The sequence below is a fragment of the Arenibacter antarcticus genome (assembly GCF_041320605.1).
GTDB classification, from domain to species: domain Bacteria; phylum Bacteroidota; class Bacteroidia; order Flavobacteriales; family Flavobacteriaceae; genus Arenibacter; species Arenibacter antarcticus.
In genome coordinates, this window is the sequence record NZ_CP166679.1 from 198,842 (window position 1) to 220,511 (window position 21,670).

Below are 21,670 nucleotides of genomic sequence, written 5' to 3' on the forward strand. Positions count from 1 at the left end.
AATATGAAGACAATACATAAAATAGCACTACTTTTCCTTTGCCTTATTGCATTTGTAGGGTGTGAAGATGACTTATTGGACGTGCCCCCACAAGATATGTTGGTGGACGAGACCTTCTGGACCAGCGAAGGCAATGTAAAAACCTTTGCCTTTGGTTTCTACACTGGATATTTTAAAGGCTACGGTTCTGGGTATACCTGGGGAAATTACTTTTCCGGACAATCCCTAAACGATGATTTTGCACCTACCAATCCACCAAGATTTGCATTGCAAGTACCTACTTCAGGTGGGGGATGGGGCTTTGGTTGGGTAAGAAAATCCAATATCTTTATCAATCGGGTACAAACTGTTCCCATGGAACAAGAAGCTATAGACCACTGGACCGGAATAGGAAGGTTTTTCAGGGCTATGGAATATCATGACCTCGTTGCCAGATTTGGAGATGTACCTTACTTTGACCAGGAGTTGTCTGAAGAAGATAACGATCAATTATATAAAACAAGGGATGATCGTACGTTTGTAATGGATAAGGTGTTGGAAGACCTAACATTTGCAGCTGCCAATGTTAGGGCATCCGTAGACAATGATGGACTTGAAGTTAATAAAGATGTAGTACTTGCCTTCATGTCGCGCATCATGCTATACGAGGGTACTTGGCAGAAATATCACGAAAATAACAGCGCTAAGGCCTCTGAATATTTGGAAGCAGCAAAATGGGCTGCCGATCAAATCGTAAACACAGGAAATTACTCCCTTGCCAACTATAGGGAGGTATTTAATTCGCTAAGTCTTTCCTCAAATCCAGAGGTTATCCTTTACAGAGAATATGAGCCAGGTCTTATTACCCATGCCCTGAACAGCTATAATAATAAGGAACCCCAAACAGGAATTTCCAGAAATGCCATTGAATCATATCTTGCGAAAGATGGATTGCCAATTTCCCTTTCCACCTTGTACCAAGGAGATCAAGGTATTGATAAGGTAATGGCCGATAGGGACGGTAGAATTTATGAGACCTTTGTATCAACAGAGCTAAGGATCAACGGCGTAGCGCCTAACCATTCCACAACTGGAATTGCGTCACATAAGTTTTTAAATGAAAGCATAAAGGACGATCCCATAGGAAGCTCTAATTTAAATCCAACGGATGCCCCAATTATAAGATACGGGGAAGTATTGCTAAATTACATTGAAGCGGTAGCGGAATTGGCCACTTTAGGAGGAGCCGGAGTATCGCAAGGCGATCTGGACAAATCCATCAATGTATTGAGAGACCGCGTAGGTGTTGATCTGCCACATTTGGAAGTGGCTGGAGAGTTGCCTGCTGTAGGTGGCATAGCTTATGACGATCCCAATAGAGATCCAGAAGTACCTGCCCTCCTTTGGGAAATACGTAGGGAAAGAAGAGTAGAATTGATGATGGAAGGATATAGATTGGACGATCTTAAACGCTGGAAGAAATTGGGTTATGTGGATATGTTAGCTAATCCCGATATTAACCAAGGAGCTTGGATCAAGAAGTCCGATTATCCTGATAGTGAACTGAATGATATCTCGTTAACGGACGGTGAAGAAGGATACATTATTCCTGCTTCTGCAACCGCATCTCTCCGAGTACTGGATAATGAACGAGTATATCTTAGCCCAATCCCATTAGATCAAATTACACTTTACCAAGATCAAGGGGTAACTTTGGAACAAAACCCCGGATGGGAATAACATTTGTTGTTATTTTTTTTTCTAAAGTACTTCAGAGCAAGGCTCTGAAGTACTTTTTTTTTAATATTGTAAGGTATTCAAATATTAAAAGACCTCCATTTCTAAATTCAATTTTTTAATCCAATGAAAAATAGCCCCCTTTACCTATTCTTAATAGGGATTTTTATATTCCTCTTTATCGGATGTGCTTCCTCCAAAACCTCAACCTACCTAGGCAAGAAACCTATCGCAACGACCAGCACCAATAAAAAAGCCGTAAAATGGGATCCAAAAACACCCTATAATATAGAGGAGTTCCGAGCCGCATGGGTGGCCACTGTCGCTAACATCAACTGGCCCAGTTCCCCAGGACTTCCTGTCGACGAACAACAAAAGGAAGCCCTAAAACTGTTAGACTTCTTAGAGGAACACAATTTTAATGCAGTTATATTTCAGGTCCGCCCGCAGGCAGATGCCCTTTATAAAAGCAATCTAGAACCCTGGTCCTATTACCTAACCGGAAAACAAGGCAGTGCACCGGAAACAGATTATGACCCCTTGCAGTTTTGGATTCAGGCGGCACACGAAAGAGGTTTGGAGTTGCATGCATGGCTTAATCCTTATCGTGCGCATCATACTGCAGGCGGAGAAATTAGCGATAAATCCATCATAAAAACCAATCCTGAATTAGTGGTCGGACTGGAAAATGGAATGTATTGGATGGATCCATCCTTAAAAGGAACCCAAGATCATTCCCTAGCTGTGGTAATGGATATTGTAAATCGGTATGAGGTAGATGGGATACATTTCGACGATTACTTTTACCCCTATGACTCTTATAATAATGGGAAAGATTTCCCAGATGACGTTAGCTGGCAAGCATACTTAGACTCTGACGGTAAATTATCCCGATCGGATTGGAGACGCAACAGTGTAAATACCTTTATAAAAAACGTATATACCGAGATAAAAGAATCCAAACCTCACGTAAAATTCGGCTTAAGCCCCTTTGGTATATGGAGACCAGGCTACCCGGAATCCGTGGTGGGCTTAGATCAATTCGACAAACTTTATGCAGATGCCAAACTATGGCTAAACGAAGGTTGGGTAGATTACTACACCCCACAACTGTATTGGAAAGTCAATAAAAAGGGCCAAAGTTTTCCAGAGCTTTTGGGGTGGTGGCAAAGCGAAAATACCAAGCAACTTCACCTATGGCCGGGCATGAGCGTAGACCAAGGTGGGGATGAAAAAAATGCGGACGAAGTAATTAATCAGATTATGATTACCCGCGGTATGGTACCCAAAAGCAAAGGTGCCGTACATTGGAGCATTGCCCCATTAATTAAATACGATAGTTTGGCATTGGCCATAAAACAAGGCCCTTATAGCAATAAAACTTTGGTTCCTCCCTCCCCATGGCTCAACAATTCACCCCTTGCACCACCAAGCCTACAAATAGAAAAGGAGCAGGAATCTATTACGTTATCATGGAGCCATTTAGAGGAATTTAAAGTTTTTAGATGGGTATTATATTACCAACACCAGGGCAAAAGATGGGAACATATCATCGCAAACCAAGGAACTAAATCCATCAGCATTCCATTTGCCCAAGAAAATGGTAAATTCCCCATTATTAAAGTCGGCCTAACAGCAGTGGATAGAACAGGCAACCAAAGTGAATTTTTTGAATTGAATATCGATTAAAACTAAGTACCTATGAGCCCATTGATTGTTTTTGGAGTTATTGCAGCATATTTTGGAATGCTTATGGCCATTAGTTATTTCACCTCCAAAAAATCGGATAATAACACATTCTTTACTGGTAACAAAGCGTCGCCCTGGTATTTAGTGGCATATGGGATGGTTGGCGCTTCCCTTTCTGGGGTCACTTTTATTTCCGTCCCTGGAGAGGTAGGCAACACTGCCTGGACCTACCTTCAGTTTGTAATGGGTAATATGGTAGGTTATGCCATTATTGCCTTTGTACTTATCCCGCTATTTTATAAGCTGAACTTAATTTCCATCTATGAATATCTAAAAGACCGCTTCGGGATAAAATCGTACCGAACAGGAGCAACCTTATTCATTATTTCCCAGACCATTGGCGCTTCCTTCCGCCTCTTTCTCGCTGCCTTGGTCCTACAAATTGCCTTTTTTAATGCCTTTGGAATCCCATTTTGGGTAACAGTATTTATTACTATTTTATTGATTTGGCTATACACCTATAAAGCAGGCATCAGGACCATTGTATATACAGACACCTTGCAAACCACCTTTCTATTGGCTGCCGTCATCATTAGTATTGTGGTGATTTTACAGCATTTAGATTTAAAACTGGGAGACCTTTATGGAGTGGTGGCCTCCAATCCGATGTCTAAAATTTTTGAATGGGATTGGTTATCCAATCGCAATTTCTATAAAACATTTTTAGCTGGGGTTTTTATCACCATTGCCATGAATGGTTTGGATCAGAACGTGATGCAAAAAAACTTAACATGTAAGAATATTAAAGATGCTCAGAAAAATATTTTATGGTTTTCAGTGACGTTCTTCCTATCTACCATGTTGTTCCTGATTCTTGGAGTCCTTATTTACGAATATGCGGTTAGCCATAATATTGCTATCCCAGAACGTACGGACGACCTTTACCCCTTATTGGCCCTGAATTATTTTGGCGTTCTGGCAGGAATAGTATTCCTTATTGGAATAGTGGCCGCTGCCTTTTCCAGTGCCGATTCTGCGTTAACTGCCCTTACCACATCTTTTTGCGTAGATATTCTGGATATTAGAAAAAAACAAAGCTCTCAAAAGAACATTAGACAATATGTACATATAGGATTTACTTTTTTAATGTTTGCGGTGATTGTAATCTTCAACGCCTTTAACGACAGTAGTGTGGTAAGTGCGGTTTTTAAAGTTGCCGGATTTACCTACGGCCCCTTGTTAGGCCTATTTGCCTTCGGACTCTTGTTCAAACAAAAGATCCACGACAAGTTGGTGCCGCTAATCTGTATCCTATCGCCTATATTATCGATTATTCTGGACCAAAATTCAGAAACCTGGTTTAATGGGTTCCGTTTTGGATTTGAAATTTTGTTAGTGAATGCTGCGTTTACCATGATCGGACTTTGGATGTTGTCCAAAAGAAAAAAGACAACCTTAGTAACAGATTCATAAACTTACTAGCTCCACTGGCATACATTTCCTAACTGGAGATAAAATTATTAGGGGATTGAGATTTCACCTTACTCCTTTAACCGAAACATATAATACCCCCCACCCTTGTCCCAACTACAAAAGACAAGGGTTTTTTCATCTGGGGACACACCCAAACCCCTGGGTTCCGCTCCATCTAAATCGGGAAGTTCCAAGGTCCATACCTGTTTTTTATTCGCATCCCTATAATGAAAGGTAGAGGGTGAAATTCCACTAGACCTGGTAGCCACATAAAACGTATTGTTCCTAGTTACCCGTAAGGCACTGCTACCACCATACGTACTAGTAATGGATTCTTCTTGCTGATAATTGTATCCATCGGTGCTTCCGTACACTTGTATTCTAGCCATTCCGGGATCGGGGAAATACAAGGTCGCACCATCTGGACTCATATCGAACGTACGCGCCAAAATCCTATCTTTTAGTGCTAAGGTCCTTACCAAATCAAATTTGGTAGTATCTTCTGTATTTTGCTTCAGTACATAGTTGGGGTCATCGGCAAAAAGGGACATAGCATAAATCTCGCCACCCTTGTTGACCCTCGGAGCCGTTATGGCACGCTCCCCTTTTGGCACCTCCCATATTGCTATACCTTTACCAGTATTGGCATCAATTTTAATGAGTCGCCTATTAATTCCCGCCAAAATATTACCATCTAAATCTACCCCTACCCCATTCACTGGGCTAAGTTGATAATCGGTTCCACTGATCGTAACATCTTGCAAAGGTGAAAAAGTTGCGGGTTCTCCTTCCGCAGTTCTTATCACAAAACCCTTGTTATAATCAGCCAACCAAAGTTTATTACTACCATCCCAAACGGCACCATATCCCCCTGCAGAAGGAACAATTCTATTGACAAACTCATAATTCGGGGCCACTATTTCCGCAAAATCTTCCAAAGGCTCGTCTGATTTAATTAGGTTGAGCACTTCTGTTTTTGAAGCGGCGGTGTGACTCCCGTCAGAGGAGAGGACCCGATGGTAAAAAACTTTAGCTTTCCCTTCTTCTAATCCCGACAAGAGCTTGTACCACGTATTCTCCGTAGTTTTAAATAAGACTTCCCTGCCCGTTTTCTGTTGCCATATGAGGTTCTTAAAGTCGGGATCTTCCGCTAATTGATAGGTGTAGGATACAAAATCCCCGTCCTTATCCAAAGAAGGTTGCCATTCTACCTCATATATAGTTTCAAGATTTCTTATCCCATAGGTGTTTTTGGATAGGTGTGATAGTATTTCCGAGGCTTCCGGTGAACTATTGCCAACCGGGTATAACTGAGTTCTATATTCCTGATCCTCCCATAACACCAAAATGTTCAGACCACCCACAGCAAGGGATTCTTTTAGATCTCGGCTCAATATCATTTCTCCCTTAAAGGCTAGTTGCCCCCTTTTTTTCCGGACTACTTTTAAAACTTCTATAGCTTTACCCGCTTCGGTATTTCTCCCTAGCCCCAAACTTACGGAAGCATCCTTGGAAAAAGATCCATTGAGAAGCACCAATTTGCCCTCCAGGAATAAGGTGTTCCCACGGATTTCTGCAAACACTTTTCCATTACCTAAGATTGTATTGCCTGCAATATTCCCGTTAACCGACATCAAATTTCCTTCGGCTCGGGTAAAATCCGTATTTATATCGCGACGTATAATATGGCCATTAACGCCGTACATGGAGGAAGGAAATTGAGATGTTTCCAGGATTTCCATTTTGGCAGCATCCCTTTCTTTAATGGTGTAGGTCGTATATTCTAATCGATCACCATCTTCAAAAAGGTCTATAATGGTTATCGTATTTTCCGGGGGGCGGTTTTCCCCCAACCACGCCCTAGCACCAGACCCTGCCACTCCCGCATTCAGCAATTCTAACTTCCCCTTCTTTGCAGGATAGTAGGAATGTTGGTGTCCACTGATATAGGTATGTACCTTATAATCCTCCAACAATTGCTGCAACTTTTGTGGGTTTTCCAAAAGATTGCCTCTTGAATCCCTGCCTTGGGCCACCCCGTACAATGGCATATGCCCCATTACAAACCGCAATTTCGCATTTCTTGCTTCCGGAGTCTTAAACTGCTTTTCCAACCAATCTAGGTTTTCCTTACTTATTACCGAAGAAGAAGCTTCCCAAGAAACAAAGAACACCTCATCTTTTACAAACGTGTAATAATGGGGAAAATGCGATCGATCTACAAAATTCAGTCTGGTCCTATCTATATTTTTCTCCCAAAATTTCCTCGTCGCCTCGTGTTCAATGGGGTAAGATCGTGGTCCATCATGATTTCCTACGGTAAAGGCAAAAGGAACCTGCGCTTTGTCCAAGGGATTCATAATATGCTTGTTAAAACCCTCCCACATTTTTTTAAGTTGAAGTGTATCTGAAACTCCCATCCCCGCTACCATATCACCTCCGCATACTACGAGGTCTGGCTTCCATATTCTTGGGATGCGCTGTAAGATACTATCTACCTGCCATTCGTAATCTGCCGCGCCCAAGCCCGAATTCAGATCGCTGATCACTGCAATCCGCATTTGCCCCCTTTCCGGTAGCTCTGGGGAGTTTTTCAAGGATACCAGTCGAATGGCATCCGTGGTAAACCTACCTTCTCCCCCACCAATTATCTCAATAAAATCTCCGGGACCTAAATGAAACGACCCCAATACCTCCCATTTCCCAGGTTGATGAACGGATTGCTGATTTACGGAAAGGGTATCAATACCTGAGGCACTATGTACTACATAATTAACCTTATCCGAATGCGCTTTATCAACAATATACCATACCCCAAGTTGGTACTTGTTTCGCCTAATACCTTCTAACTGATAAACGGCCTTATTAATAGTATTTACTGTACCACTTCGAGCTGGCGTTTGTCCGTAATAATTGCTGTCCTTGCTATTTTTCCAGATTCCAATCTCGGAATAGGACGGGCTTTCGGTATCCAGAATGGTTACCTCCCCATGTATGCTGGGTACCTTCTCTGAGAGCACCAGTGCCCCAGCATTTTTTCGCAAACTATTTCTATTTCCCCCAGTGATATCGGTTGGTATGTTTACCACCTCCTTGCCCGCTACCATGGCCGAAGATCCACCTCCATCCAAGTTTAGGGCTTCTTGGGCCCCGATTCCTTGCATAAGCTGAGCCAATTCTTCTAAGGTAACCCCTACACTGGCCACTTGGCGCCCATCTACAACCATCATCAATAAGGTATGTTTATCCACATAACCAATGGCGCTTCTGGGATGCCTTATTAAAAAACTCTTACCAAAACCTTCTTCCTCCGCTGTCACCTGTAACGCCCCGTTCTTTATCAGAACGGGACCGCCGCCAACGGCTTGTTCGGGCTTCCATTTCACTCCTTTGGTTGTGGTACTTGGTTTTTCGTATTTCCAAATGGCAGCTCCTTCTTGGGAACCTGTGGACCAAACTATTTCTGGCACTCCGTTTACCATTCCAAAAGCTCCTCTAGCCCTGTCCCCAGTAGGGCCAGGAGCTATTGTTCTTCCATCTTTCACTATGAGACTCACAGCGCTGTTAGCTGCAAAATATCCACCGTTCATTGCCAAAATACCTCGACTTTTCTCATTGGTTTCCAACGTAGTCTCTCGTATAGTATTACTCCCTATAGATCTAAGGTCTAGATTAGGATCCCGCAAATCTACTTTTGCATATACCGCCCTAATGGGCTTACCATCTGCCAAGGTTCCTGCTGCATCAAAAATCTGGACCGAATTTGGCAATACAATATTTAAGTCTTCCCTCTCCTTCCAATCCAAGATAAGTTCTTGGGAGAATAAAGGGAAAGAATAGAGCAGCGAAAAAACAAAGAAAAGATAGATGAAAACATTTATCTCCCTACTGAAAAGGGAATTTGATTTGCCAAATAAATTGGAATTCATAAATATAAAAATAGCGTTAATAGTGTTTAAAAATCGATGATGTTCTTAAAAACATTTAAAGCCTAAATATAGCGTTACCCCTATTTAGAACCAAAAATTAATCCGTTAATACCTTTAAAAACAAACCTCCCCCTACAACAAGGGGCAAACAGGAAATTAATATAAAATAAATGGCGCGTAAGACATTCTTAATTTATTGAAAAAAGCCTTACTTTTAAAGATTTCAACCTATATAATCAACAACTTAAAACTAGTGTCGGATTAAGCCAAAACTGGACCGAAACTTTTAAAAAACCTTTAATTAATGGAAAAAACTATTGCACCGCAAAGGTATTACGCCTTGGACATTTTACGTGGTATGACCATTGCCTTAATGATCATGGTAAACAACCCTGGAAGCTGGTCCACCATCTATGCACCCTTTAAACATGCTGCCTGGCATGGTTTTACCCCTACAGATTGGGTATTTCCCTCCTTTCTATTCGTAGTGGGAACCGCCATGAGTTTTAGTTTAAGAAAATATGAGACCCTTGGGAACAGTTTATTTCTAAAAAAGGTATTTAAACGGGCAGCTGCCATATTTTTAATCGGACTCCTGTTGAACGCATTTCCTTTTGTATATCGTGCCGACGGGGAAATTGTCCTTAAAAATCTTGCCAACATCCGAATAATGGGAGTGTTGCAACGTATCGCCCTCTGCTACCTTTTTGCGGCCTTGATCATTCATTATTTAAAACTAAAAAAATCTGTAATTGTAGGCGTTTTGATCCTACTGGCCTATTGGGCTATTATGTACTTTTTTGGATCATCTCCCCTTCCCTTCAGTTTGGAAAATAACGCGGCCTTAAAATTTGACAGCCTAATTTTCAGACCAGAAAATATCTATAAAGGCTTTGGTATTGTCTTTGACCCAGAAGGGCTGCTGAGTACCCTGACAGCCACCGTAAACGTAATTGCGGGATATGCAGCTGGCATGTTTGTACAGAAATCGGGCAAAAATCTTAAAACCGTAATAAAACTTATAGCCTCCGGGTTGGGACTTATTGCTTTAGCCCTTATTTGGGATGTTTATTTCCCCATTAACAAACCTATTTGGACAAGTTCATTTGTGTTGTACAGTACGGGATGGACCTTAATGGTGCTCGCTGTTTTAATCTATATCATAGAATTGCTGAACCTTAAAAAATGGGCCTATTTCTTTGAAGCATTTGGCAAAAATCCGTTGTTCATCTATGTGGTATCGGGTCTGGTCGCAAAACTTTTGGCCTTGATCCATATCAATGCAGTCCCCCTACAATCATGGCTGTACAAAAATCTATATTTAAGCTGGTTAAATGACCTAAATGCATCCTTAGCATTTGCCATAAGTTTTATAGCAGTAATGTGGATTTTAGGTTATGTTCTCGACAAAAAAAGAATATATATTAAAGTATAATAATTACCCTCAATATGTTTTTAAACAAAATATCCCTATTTATAGCTTTCAACCTGTTCGTTACAATTGCTATTGCTCAGGAAAACACAGCAAAAACACCTGAATTCCTACAATACACCCAAAGTACATGGGTAGACTCCATAATGGAATCGCTAACCCCCCAAGAGCGTATAGGACAACTGATATGGGTGGCTGCTTACTCTAACCGGGGACCAGAACACCGAACGGAAATCCTGAATACTATAAAAAAATGGAATGTTGGGGGATTGGTTTTTTTTCAAGGGGACCCCCTAAGTCAAGTCACATTGATGAACGAGTACCAAAATGCGGCCAAAGTGCCGCTGATGGGAGCTATTGATGCCGAATGGGGCCTAGGCATGCGATTGGACAGCACCATAAGTTTTCCCTTTCAAATGGCTTTGGGAGCCATACAAAATGATGAATTGATCTATGAAATGGGAAAGGAAATGGCCCATCAGATCAAAAAAGTGGGATTACACCTCAACTTTGCCCCGGTTGCTGATGTAAACAACAACCCCGATAATCCGGTAATCAGCTACCGATCTTTTGGAGAAGATAAATATAACGTGACAAAAAAAAGCATCGCCTATATGCAAGGCATGCAAGATGAGGGCTTGCTCACTACAGCTAAACATTTTCCCGGCCATGGGGATACCAGTACAGATTCCCATTTTGATCTCCCACAAATAAACCACTCCTTGGAGCGATTGAACGACTTGGAACTATATCCCTTTAAGGAACTTATAAATGCCGGTATCAATGGCATTATGGTAGCCCATTTAAATATTCCCGCCTTGGATCCTTCAGGCAAGCCCTCCACACTTTCCAAGGCAATTATTACCGACTTATTAAAAGGACAATTGGGCTTTAAAGGCCTAGTTATATCGGATGCCATGGATATGAAGGGGGTAACCAAGGGCAACGCACCCGGAGTAGTAGATAAAGAAGCCGTTTTGGCGGGCAATGATGTTCTAGAAGTTGTACCCGATGTAGCCAAGGCCGTTGCCGAAATCAAAATGGCCATAGATCAGGGCATCCTCTCCCAAAAAACAGTGGATGCCAGGGTACGCAAGATCCTTGCTGCCAAACAATGGGCAAAACTGAACGAGTACAAACCTCAACCCCTTACCAACCTCCTACAGGACATTAACAATCCACAAGCCCTGCTATTGGAACGGAAATTAACGGAAGCGTCCTTGACCGTATTAAAAAATGAGGGTAACATCATCCCATTAAAAAGTTTAGACACGCTTAAGATCATGTCCATTTCTATTGGTGCGGATAGTAAGACCAAATTTCAAAAAACACTTGATCTATATACAAAAATAACTCATTTCACCCTACCAATGGAGGCTTCCCTAAAGGAAATTGAAGCGATTAAGAAAGAACTCCCCCAATACAATTTGGTGATAATTGGTGTACATGATGACACTCCCAGACCAAGAAATACCATTAAATTCTCGGAGGCCGTACAGACCTTTATTCAGACCCTCCCTTTTGAAAAAACCCTAATTTCCTATTTTAAAAATCCGTATTCCATAGACAAACTGGAAAATTTGGAAAACGCCAAAGGCCTAATTGCTGCCTACCAAGATGGTAATTCTGCACAAGATTTGGCTGCACAATTAATATTTGGTGGTGTTGGGGCAAATGGCAAGCTCCCCATCGGAATCGGAAAAAAATTTAAGGCTGGGGACGGACTTACCATTAAAGGCGGAATTCGGTTTAAATACACCCTGCCCGAAGATGCCGGGATGGATTCCAAGACCCTGTTTAAGGGGGTAGATTCTCTGATGAACCAGGTTATCCATGCAAATGGAATCCCAGGGGGACAGTTATTGGTCGCGAAAAACGGAAAGGTTGTGTTGCACAAAGCCTATGGTCGACAAAAATACAACGACACCACAAAAGTGACCCTTGAGGATATCTATGACCTAGCATCGGTTACTAAAATATCCTCTGCTCTTCCCGCGGTTATGAAATTGTACGATGAAGGAAAGTTTGACCTCAACAAAGGAATCGCCGATTATCTGGATTATTTTAAAAACTCCAATAAGGCAGACGCAAATTTTAAGGAGATCTTGGCCCATCAGGCCCAATTTAACCCCTATATCACTTATTGGAAAAATACCTTGAGAAAAAATGGTAGCTACAAATGGAGTACCATCAAAAAGGATTCTTCAGCACGTTTTCCCATCAAGATCACCTCTAATATGTGGCTGCATCGCAACTATCGGAAAAAAGTATTCAAAGCGATTAAAAAATCGCCCCTCTTGGAGAAAAAGGAATACAAATACTCCGGCCTGCTCTTTATGTTATTGCCCACCATTATAGAAGAAATTACACAAGAAAATTTTGTGGAGTATGTGGACCAGAATTTTTATGACAAACTGGGTGCGGGTAGACTGACCTATAATCCAGATAAAAAATTTGACAAAAAACACATAGTCCCCACCGAACACGATTTCATCTTTAGACATCTTCCGGTTCACGGTACCGTCCACGATGAAGGTGCCGCTATCATGGGCGGGGTTTCCGCAAATGCAGGCCTGTTCTCTAATGCCAACGACTTGGCCAAATTAATGCAGATGTACCTGAACATGGGCACCTATGGAGGGGAGGAATTTATTAAGGAAAGTACATTAAAAGAATTCACCAAAACACAGTTCCCTGAGAATAATAACCATCGTGGGTTGGGATTTGACAAACCCTATTTAAAATATATAGGCGAAAATAGCAATACCGCAAAGGATGCCAGTAGCGAAAGCTTTGGGCATACTGGGTTTACCGGAATCATGGTCTGGATGGACCCTAAAGAAGAACTCTTGTACCTGTTTTTATCTAACCGCGTACTGCCTACTAGGGCGAATACAACACTGTATAAACTAAATACCCGGACTAACATTCAACAGCTGTTGTACAATGCCATCAAATAATTCAATAACCAAAAAGGGATGAAAACAGTTAAAGTTTTGGGATTAATGTCTGGCACCTCTCTAGACGGTCTAGACCTCGCCTATTGCCATATTTGGAAAACACCAACTGGATGGGATTTCGACCTAAAAGAAACCCTGAGTATCCCCTATTCCACAACCTTAAAGGAGAAACTTAAAAATGCTATTTTTCTTCCCGCCGAGGAACTCTTACAATTTCATAATTCCTATGGCACCTGGCTAGGAAAACAATCCAAGGAATTTATAGATGCCCATAATCTGGAAGTCGATTTTATAGGTAGCCACGGACATACCACCCACCACCAACCCCAAAAAGGATTCACCTTTCAGATAGGTTCTGGTCAACATCTCGCCAATGAGAGCGGTACCAAGGTCATTTGTGATTTTCGCACCAACGATGTGGCATTGGGTGGACAAGGAGCTCCCTTAGTCCCAATTGGAGACCGACTCTTCTTTGGTCAGTACGACTTTTGCCTTAATCTAGGGGGAATAAGTAACATTTCCTTCGAACGTGAGGGTGAGCGTTTTGCCTATGATATTGGTTTGGCAAATATGATCCTCAACCATATCACCCAAAAAACTAATCTCGACTATGACAAGGATGGTGCTATAGCAAGAACAGGAAGTGTTAACCAACAAATGTTGGAAACATTGAACCATTTGGAATTTTACAAATTACCTTTTCCAAAATCCATTGGTTTTGAATGGTTTGTAGAGAAAGTAATCCCTATTGTAGATGCTACCCAAGATAGTATGAAAAACCTGTTACATACCTGTATACATCACATCTGTGACCAGATTTCTACTCAGGTAGAATTGCAAAAAAATAAAACAAATAACACTCTATTTGTTACGGGGGGAGGAGCACTAAATGGATTTCTAATGGAGACATTACAAGAAAAACTGACCGACAAAACCAGGGTCATACAACCCTCTAAAACCTTGGTAGAGTTTAAGGAGGCCTTGGTGTTTGCACTAATGGCGGCATTGCGCCAAGAAGTTGCCAACAATTGTTTACGTTCGGTTACCGGAGCAAAACGTGACAGTTCAGGTGGAGTAATCTTCTTTCCTGCCTAAAGAAAGAAACCGACCACAGAAAATTCATTATGACATATATTAATTCAAATTCATATATTAGAAACCTGAAAAAAATAAGGGAATCAAATAACCCTAAATTGGACTAAAATGGAAGACAAACAAAAAAAAGCCACCGCGTATTGGAAGGAAAATGTACGCTATCTCTTTATACTGCTTTCCATTTGGTTTCTAGTCTCCTTTGGTGCGGGGATTCTTTTTAAGGATGCCCTTAACACCATTAAGATCGGAGGTTTTAAATTAGGATTTTGGTTTGCTCAGCAAGGATCTATTTATGTATTTGTTATTCTAATCTTCGTCTACATCCGCCTAATGAACAAATTGGACAAAAAATACGGCTACAACGAGTAAAAAAAACCTACCCCAACCCTAAAACCACCATTTATGAGCGTTCAAACATGGACCTACCTTCTTGTCGGAATTACCTTTGCCCTTTATATCGGAATTGCTATTTGGTCTCGTGCCGGCTCTACCAAAGAATTTTATGTAGCCGGAGGTGGAGTATCTCCTTGGGCAAACGGAATGGCCACTGCGGCCGACTGGATGTCCGCGGCCTCTTTTATATCCATGGCAGGTATTATAGCCTTTGCGGGATATGACGGTTCGGTATACCTTATGGGATGGACCGGAGGTTACGTACTGTTGGCCTTACTCCTAGCCCCTTACCTTAGAAAATTTGGGAAATTTACGGTTCCCGATTTTATAGGAGATCGCTATTATTCCAATACTGCAAGAATGGTGGCCGTTTTTTGCGCCTTAATCGTATCGTTCACCTATGTTGCCGGTCAAATGCGTGGCGTTGGCGTGGTATTTTCAAGATTTTTACAGGTAGATATCAATACTGGGGTAATCATAGGAATGGTAATCGTATTGTTTTACGCCGTTTTAGGTGGTATGAAAGGGATAACCTATACCCAAGTCGCACAATATTGTGTACTCATATTTGCATTTATGGTCCCCGCAATATTTATTTCCTTTCAAATGACAGGAAACCCGATCCCACAATTGGGAATGGGAGCCACTTTTAACGATGGATCGGGCACCTTTCTATTAGATCGATTAAACGGCCTTTCTACGGAGTTGGGTTTTGATGAATATACCGACGGATCTAAATCTGTTATCGATGTTTTTGCCATTACCTTGGCATTAATGGTAGGTACTGCGGGACTCCCCCATGTTATTGTCCGGTTCTTTACCGTAAAAAGAGTTAAGGATGCCCGTAAATCGGCGGGGATTGCATTATTACTCATTGCCATTCTATATACCACCGCTCCCGCTATTTCGGTTTTTTCGAAAATCAATTTAATAGATACGGTAAGCAATCGCACCTATAGCGAAATGCCCCTATGGTTTAAGAATTGGGAAGATACCGGCCTCTTGGGCTTTGATGATAAAAATCAGGATGGAATTATTCAGTACCTGGCAGATCCAAATCTAAACGAGCTTACTGTGGACAATGATATTATGGTCTTGGCCAATCCAGAGATCGCCAATCTCCCGGCCTGGGTAATCGCCCTAGTAGCTGCAGGTGGACTAGCAGCAGCGCTTTCTACCGCAGCGGGACTACTATTGGTAATATCCGCTTCAGTCTCCCATGACCTTATCAAAAAGATATTAATGCCCAATATCTCCGAAAAAGGAGAGTTATGGACGGCACGTGCTGCTGCAACGATGGCCGTAGTAGTTGCCGGGTATTTTGGCATTAACCCACCAGGCTTTGTCGCCGCGGTAGTAGCCCTGGCCTTCGGCTTGGCTGCTGCTTCATTTTTTCCCGCAATAGTTCTCGGTATATTTTACAAAAAAATGAACAAGGAAGGAGCCATCGGTGGTATGGTCGTAGGGATTGGCCTAATGTTATTTTATATGGCCAAATTTAAACTAGGATGGCTGGGTGAAATCCCGGACAAATCTGAATGGTGGTTTGGAATATCACCAGAAGGGTTTGGTACCGTGGCAATGATTGTTAACTTTATAGTGGCGCTTACCATTAATAGGTTTACACCAGAACCTCCAACTCGAGTTCAGGAAATCGTAGAACACATTAGGATCCCCAGCGGTGCAGGAGATCCTGTAGATCATTGAAAATAGAGATTTAACGCCGATTTTTGGATTGGGAAAGGAAAAAGGCTTTTCAATTTCCATAGTATTTATCCCAAAATATTGTGGAATTGTAAAATCGTTTCCTGAAACTATCCGAATTAGGATGATTTGTATAAATTTATAAAAATTTAAAAATAGCATGAGTAATTATCACATTAAACATTTGGAGGAATACTATCAGGTGTATCGAAAATCTGTTCGGGAACCTGAAAATTTTTGGGGAGAAGTTGCAGAGGAACATTTTTTATGGCGTAAAAAATGGGATAAAGTCCTGAGCTGGAATTTTAAGACCCCAGAAATTAAATGGTTTGAAGGTGCTCAACTAAATATTACCGAAAACTGTATAGATAGGCACTTATTAAATAGAGGTGATAAAACAGCCATCCTTTTTGAACCCAACAATCCCGATGAGGAGGCAGAACATATTACCTATAAGCAATTGCATTCGAGGGTCTGTAAAATGGCCAATGTCCTAAAAGATCAAGGTATAAAAAAAGGGGATAGGGTATGTATCTACTTACCTATGATTCCCGAACTATCCATAGCCTTACTAGCCTGTGCCCGTATTGGGGCGATCCACTCCGTAGTCTTTGCAGGTTTTTCCGCAACAGCACTATCGTCTAGGATAAATGATAGCGATTGTAAGCTTGTTATTACATCGGATGGCTCTTACCGCGGTACCAAATCCATAGACCTAAAAGGTATTGTAGATGAGGGACTAAAAGACTGTCCAGGAGTAAAATCAGTACTGCTAGTTAAACGCACCCATGCTGAAATTAATTTTCATGAAGGACGTGATCAGTGGTTACAACCTTTAATGGACAAAGCCGACTCAAACTGTGCTCCAGAGATTATGGATGCAGAAGATCCTTTGTTCATCCTATATACTTCAGGTTCCACAGGCAACCCTAAGGGAATGGTACATACCACTGGAGGATATATGGTATATACCGCATATACCTTTAAAAATGTATTTCAATATACCGAAAATGATGTATTCTGGTGTACAGCAGATATAGGCTGGATTACTGGACATAGCTATATCGTATACGGACCTCTTGCCAATGGGGCCACCTCCCTTATGTTCGAGGGAGTACCCAATTACCCAGATTATAGTCGATTTTGGCAGATTGTGGAGAAGCATAAGGTAAATCAATTTTATACCGCACCCACCGCTATTAGAGCGCTTGCAAAACAAAATATCTCCTTTACCGAAAAACACGACCTTACCTCACTTAAGGTATTGGGATCTGTTGGGGAACCTATTAACGAGGAGGCATGGCACTGGTATAACGACGTTATTGGGAAAAAGAAAAGCCCTATAGTGGACACTTGGTGGCAAACGGAAACTGGAGGCATTATGATTACCCCCATACCTTTTGTAACTCCTACAAAACCTACCTTTGCTACACTACCATTTATCGGGATCCAGCCCGCTATCATGGATGCCAATGGACAAGAAGTTACTGGGAACCAAGTAGATGGACGCCTGTGTATAAAATTCCCATGGCCAGGAATGGCCAGAACCATTTGGCGTAACCATCAGCGCTACAAAGAAACCTATTTCTCTACCTACCCCGAATACTATTTCACTGGTGATGGGGCCTTTAGAGATGAGGTAGGCTACTACAGAATTACCGGGCGTGTAGATGATGTCATTATCGTTTCGGGCCATAATTTGGGAACCGCACCCATAGAAGACTCGATAAACGAACATCCAGCAGTTTCAGAATCGGCTGTTGTTGGTGTTCCACACGATATTAAAGGGAGTGCCCTTTATGGCTTTGTTACCCTAAAAGAGACCGGAGAATCCCGTATTCACGATAACCTAAGGAAAGAGATCAATCAAATGATTACGGAACACATTGGCCCAATAGCGAAGCTAGACAAGATCCAATTCACCAATGGATTGCCAAAAACACGTTCTGGTAAAATCATGAGACGTATCCTCAGGAAAATCGCCTGTAGGGATATGGAAAATCTAGGTGATACCAGTACCCTTCTAAACCCAGAAGTGGTAGATGACATTAAAAAGAATGTACTTTAAATCATAAATTCGGGGCATTGCCACTTTATAAAAAATAAAGTGGCACCTGCTTTCCGCTATATCTTTTTTATAGCCATAAAAAAGGATGCCGCTGCAATCAGTAATGCAATGTTCCAACACCCAATGGTTTGGTTCTACCTAAAAACTAGGGTTCAATAAAGCACCGATTCTTCAGCATAAATCCGTTATAATCCGCATCCAAAAAAGGATCAATTCCCCCTTCAATAGGACTTATCTTCTAGGTAACTTTTTATTTTTTATAGCGTTAAAACCAAAATCCTATTTTCGAAAATCGAACCAATAAAATCTTAGATCCACTCCGAAAAATAGATTTAGTTCTGATTCGATAAAACATCAATATATTAGAAGAAAGGAGTATAGAGAATGAACAATAATTTTAAACCATTCACTCATTTTCTAATTGACTCATTTCCAAATTAAAACAAGTTGCCAGCTTCCAATAGCCAAATCTAACCCATTGCTACGTTTTGACATTAATTCATTGATAAATGAGCACATTTTCAAATTGACTCAATTCCAAATTTTTTTTACTCTTTTCCTTTTAACGTAAGTTTTCGGAGCAAATTCAACCTTAAGCCGGAAGTAAAACCATGCTTCTTCGCACAGCTAGAAGGATAAAGAACGACAGACCACCACAGAGCGAAAATCCGATAAACAGTGGAAGCGTGGTCCCCACCATAAAACTACCGATGTATGTAGCAATCGGAATGGCGATCATAGTAGATACAAACCCTGTAATGGCAGCTCCAATTCCCGCCATATGCCCAATGGGTTCCATGGCAATGGCCCTTAGGTTTCCAAACAAAAAGCCTAAAGTAAAAAACTGCAAAGCAAGGAAGGTGATCAATACCCACAAAGGGGGGTTACCAGTATTCCAAAACAAACTAATATAGGTTAGTGAAACAGCACAAAACAGACCAAGAGAGATAAAAGAAAGCTTTCTCATGCCCAATTTTACTACCAAGGTCCCGTTTAACAAAGTAGATATTCCAACAGATATTGCCAATCCCGCAAAGATGTAAGGAAAGTCATCCGCCAAGCCATACTGGTTCTCGAAAATCTGCTGAGCAGCACTTAAATACACCATAAATGCACCGGTAATTAATCCTGAGATAATAGTAAATGCTACGGTCTCCTTATACCCTAAAAGTGCCTTAAGTCCCTTTAAATAAACATGCCTAGAGAATTTGATGGTATACTCTGGTTTCAAGGTTTCTGGTTGCCGCTTCCAGAACCACAGTCCAATTATAAAAGTTGCTACCAATTGCACGTAAAAAATAGACTCCCATCCAAATCGGTCCAAAAAGAATTTCCCCATAGCTGGGGCAACAATGGGCACCAAAATAAAGAAAGCGGTAACAAAGGACATAATTTTGGCCATATAGTCGCCTTTGTAAGAATCCCGTATCATGGAGATACTAATGGTTCTCGCGGCCGAAAGACCAACTCCCTGTAATATCCGCCCTACCAACATCCACTCCAAGCTGGGGGCAAAAACACAAATTAGGCTTGCCACACTAAAAAGCGCGAAACCAAAATAGACAATAGGCTTACGTCCAAAACTATCGGACAAGGGTCCCAAAATCAACTGTCCTATTCCAAGGCCCAAGAAGATCATGGTAATCAACTTTTGATTCTCAGTAGGATCATGGCTACCTAGGGTATCCCCAATGGTTGCCATAGCCGGTAACAAGGCGTCTATGGCCAATGCTACGATTGACATTAAAGACGCCATTATGGCTACAAATTCGAATTGTGGTCGCTTCTGAGAATTTTGCATCCGGCAAAAGTAGTCATATCCAGCACTATAGGAAATAAAGGACTTTAAAATAACAAAATGATAACAGTTGGAAAGTCGCTCTAGATATAATGAAAGCACCTCAATGCGCAATTATCCCTACCCAAGGGATTTAACTCTATATGCTGTTCTTTAAACAAAGTGTAAGAGCAGGTCTTATAATGCAAATAAGTGGTTGATAAAGTGCATTCTTCCCCGCACATATAACAAAAGCTTTGCTATATGGACCTACAAATAACGGCACAAATTTTAGGTGAAAAGTAAATGGGATATTTAGAATGTTCTCCGCCTCACCCCCTTGGGTTGTAAAGAGGGATTAATTACAATTTCAAAATCGACGACTCCCAACACCAACTCTTCCTCGGTAATGACTTCCACTTTCCAAGTTCCTGGTTTCACATTATTCTTATAGGTGTATCCGCGATATCCCCCATCCCGACCTCCTGTAATTTCATAGCCTATATCCTCAACAATCTCCCATTTCCCAGTACCTTCATTATACCATGTCCATCTATGGAAGATGGACTTTTTTAAGTCGGTAGGCGCAAAAATGGAAGTGAATACATATACATTTTCATCAGGTTCATGAATATACTTCAGCCTATGGTCTCTCCAAAATATATACCAGTCATCTGTTTCGTAGGTAACGTAATAACTATTATTTTGTGATTCTATATTGTGCGCTACAATTCCGGTTTGCATGGCCAACGGAACTGGAGGGATAAGCTTTAGAAAATAAAAAACATTGATCAGAGCGTAAATAAATAGTATCATTCCAAACAGTTTTCCAAGGTGTACTTCCAATCTAGTACTTGGGCTGATTCCATATATTATCGTAATTACTAGAAGCGAAGAAATTAAACTTACAACCCCCGAAATAAGAAAAATATTTGTATTCATCTCACTTATAAATACAGGTATAATAAAAGTAAAAAAGGTGAAGCTTATAAAAAAATACACCCCAAACTGTAAGTATTTATTGGAGATCCGTTTCTTAAGCAACTCATTGGCAAAAAGCAAGAGCACTAGGATAATAAAGAAAGATATGGTTCTGGAAAGGGAAACACTCCTGGAAAAATAAATAACAAAAGCACTGGAAAGTCCCCCAAAGAAAAACTGGATCGCCAAGGGAAAATATTCCTCATACCGTCCCAAGAATGTATTTTTCCACCTTCCGTCATCAACCAAATTAAAAAGAAAAAGGGTAATGGTCAGGGAGGTCATATGCAGACATAACACAATTAAATCATATAACCGGTCAATGCGCCCTAAAGTCAGAGAATCAAAAACGAATCCTGCGATGAAGAATAACACCGGAGCATACTTTTCATGTTTCTTGAGAAAATTTCGAAACCTACTATTCCTAAGTTTTACTAATGTTCTTTTCATCTA

The 21,670-nt window shown here is 41.2% G+C and carries 12 protein-coding genes; 9 read left to right on the forward strand and 3 right to left on the reverse strand.

The features are described from left to right. The first annotated feature begins 3 nt into the window (after positions 1-3). From KCTC52924_RS00845 to KCTC52924_RS00855, 3 genes are all read left to right on the forward strand, one after another. Complete coding sequence (locus KCTC52924_RS00845) at positions 4-1,719, forward strand: RagB/SusD family nutrient uptake outer membrane protein (RefSeq protein WP_251808651.1); 1,716 nt, start codon at positions 4-6, stop codon at positions 1,717-1,719. Positions 1,720-1,842: 123 nt separating this feature from the next. Beyond that, positions 1,843-3,405, forward strand: coding sequence for a glycoside hydrolase family 10 protein (locus KCTC52924_RS00850; protein WP_251808650.1), 1,563 nt, complete (start codon positions 1,843-1,845; stop codon positions 3,403-3,405). A gap of 12 nt (positions 3,406-3,417) precedes the next feature. Beyond that, positions 3,418-4,878 carry a sodium:solute symporter gene (locus KCTC52924_RS00855; protein ID WP_251808649.1) on the forward strand — a complete coding sequence of 487 codons (1,461 nt, stop codon included), beginning with the start codon at positions 3,418-3,420 and terminating at the stop codon, positions 4,876-4,878. Between the two features lie 68 nt (positions 4,879-4,946). Here the strand turns inward: KCTC52924_RS00855 and KCTC52924_RS00860 are convergent, their stop codons facing one another. Next, entirely contained in the window at positions 4,947-8,807 is a 3,861-nt protein-coding gene (locus tag KCTC52924_RS00860) for a phosphodiester glycosidase family protein (RefSeq protein ID WP_251808648.1), read from the reverse strand. Positions 8,808-9,111: 304 nt separating this feature from the next. Here KCTC52924_RS00860 and KCTC52924_RS00865 point away from each other — a divergent pair, with 304 nt between their 5' ends. From KCTC52924_RS00865 to acs, 6 genes are all read left to right on the forward strand, one after another. Continuing rightward, positions 9,112-10,242 (forward strand): acyltransferase family protein, encoded by a 1,131-nt coding sequence (locus KCTC52924_RS00865; RefSeq protein ID WP_251808647.1) that lies wholly within the window; start codon positions 9,112-9,114, stop codon positions 10,240-10,242. A gap of 14 nt (positions 10,243-10,256) precedes the next feature. After that, on the forward strand, positions 10,257-13,199 hold the full coding sequence (locus KCTC52924_RS00870; protein ID WP_251808646.1) for a glycoside hydrolase family 3 N-terminal domain-containing protein: 2,943 nt from the start codon (positions 10,257-10,259) through the stop codon (positions 13,197-13,199). Between the two features lie 18 nt (positions 13,200-13,217). After that, entirely contained in the window at positions 13,218-14,294 is a 1,077-nt protein-coding gene (locus KCTC52924_RS00875) for an anhydro-N-acetylmuramic acid kinase (RefSeq protein ID WP_251808645.1), read from the forward strand. A 108-nt stretch (positions 14,295-14,402) separates the two neighbouring features. After that, positions 14,403-14,663: a DUF4212 domain-containing protein gene (locus KCTC52924_RS00880; protein ID WP_251808644.1), complete on the forward strand. Its 261-nt coding sequence runs from the start codon at positions 14,403-14,405 to the stop codon at positions 14,661-14,663. Positions 14,664-14,696: 33 nt separating this feature from the next. After that, on the forward strand, positions 14,697-16,394 hold the full coding sequence (locus tag KCTC52924_RS00885; protein WP_251808643.1) for a sodium:solute symporter family protein: 1,698 nt from the start codon (positions 14,697-14,699) through the stop codon (positions 16,392-16,394). 157 nt (positions 16,395-16,551) lie between these two features. Beyond that, a complete protein-coding gene (acs, locus tag KCTC52924_RS00890; RefSeq protein WP_251808642.1) occupies positions 16,552-18,459 on the forward strand; it encodes an acetate--CoA ligase in 1,908 nt (635 codons plus the stop codon). Between the two features lie 592 nt (positions 18,460-19,051). On the opposite strand, the gene KCTC52924_RS00895 is transcribed toward acs, so the two are convergent. Continuing rightward, the gene (locus KCTC52924_RS00895) at positions 19,052-20,260 is read right to left on the reverse strand and encodes a multidrug effflux MFS transporter (RefSeq protein WP_251808641.1); all 1,209 of its coding nucleotides are present in this window, start codon (positions 20,258-20,260) and stop codon (positions 19,052-19,054) included. A 291-nt stretch (positions 20,261-20,551) separates the two neighbouring features. After that, positions 20,552-21,667 carry a DUF2914 domain-containing protein gene (locus KCTC52924_RS00900; protein ID WP_251808640.1) on the reverse strand — a complete coding sequence of 372 codons (1,116 nt, stop codon included), beginning with the start codon at positions 21,665-21,667 and terminating at the stop codon, positions 20,552-20,554. Positions 21,668-21,670 lie beyond the last annotated feature (3 nt).

Coding starts and splice junctions, on each gene's coding strand:
- KCTC52924_RS00845 (WP_251808651.1), top strand. CDS start 4: ATGAAGACAATACATAAAATAGCACTACTTTTCCTTTGCCTTATTGCA.
- KCTC52924_RS00850 (WP_251808650.1), top strand. CDS start 1,843: ATGAAAAATAGCCCCCTTTACCTATTCTTAATAGGGATTTTTATATTC.
- KCTC52924_RS00855 (WP_251808649.1), top strand. CDS start 3,418: ATGAGCCCATTGATTGTTTTTGGAGTTATTGCAGCATATTTTGGAATG.
- KCTC52924_RS00860 (WP_251808648.1), bottom strand. CDS start 8,807: ATGAATTCCAATTTATTTGGCAAATCAAATTCCCTTTTCAGTAGGGAG.
- KCTC52924_RS00865 (WP_251808647.1), top strand. CDS start 9,112: ATGGAAAAAACTATTGCACCGCAAAGGTATTACGCCTTGGACATTTTA.
- KCTC52924_RS00870 (WP_251808646.1), top strand. CDS start 10,257: ATGTTTTTAAACAAAATATCCCTATTTATAGCTTTCAACCTGTTCGTT.
- KCTC52924_RS00875 (WP_251808645.1), top strand. CDS start 13,218: ATGAAAACAGTTAAAGTTTTGGGATTAATGTCTGGCACCTCTCTAGAC.
- KCTC52924_RS00880 (WP_251808644.1), top strand. CDS start 14,403: ATGGAAGACAAACAAAAAAAAGCCACCGCGTATTGGAAGGAAAATGTA.
- KCTC52924_RS00885 (WP_251808643.1), top strand. CDS start 14,697: ATGAGCGTTCAAACATGGACCTACCTTCTTGTCGGAATTACCTTTGCC.
- acs (WP_251808642.1), top strand. CDS start 16,552: ATGAGTAATTATCACATTAAACATTTGGAGGAATACTATCAGGTGTAT.
- KCTC52924_RS00895 (WP_251808641.1), bottom strand. CDS start 20,260: ATGCAAAATTCTCAGAAGCGACCACAATTCGAATTTGTAGCCATAATG.
- KCTC52924_RS00900 (WP_251808640.1), bottom strand. CDS start 21,667: ATGAAAAGAACATTAGTAAAACTTAGGAATAGTAGGTTTCGAAATTTT.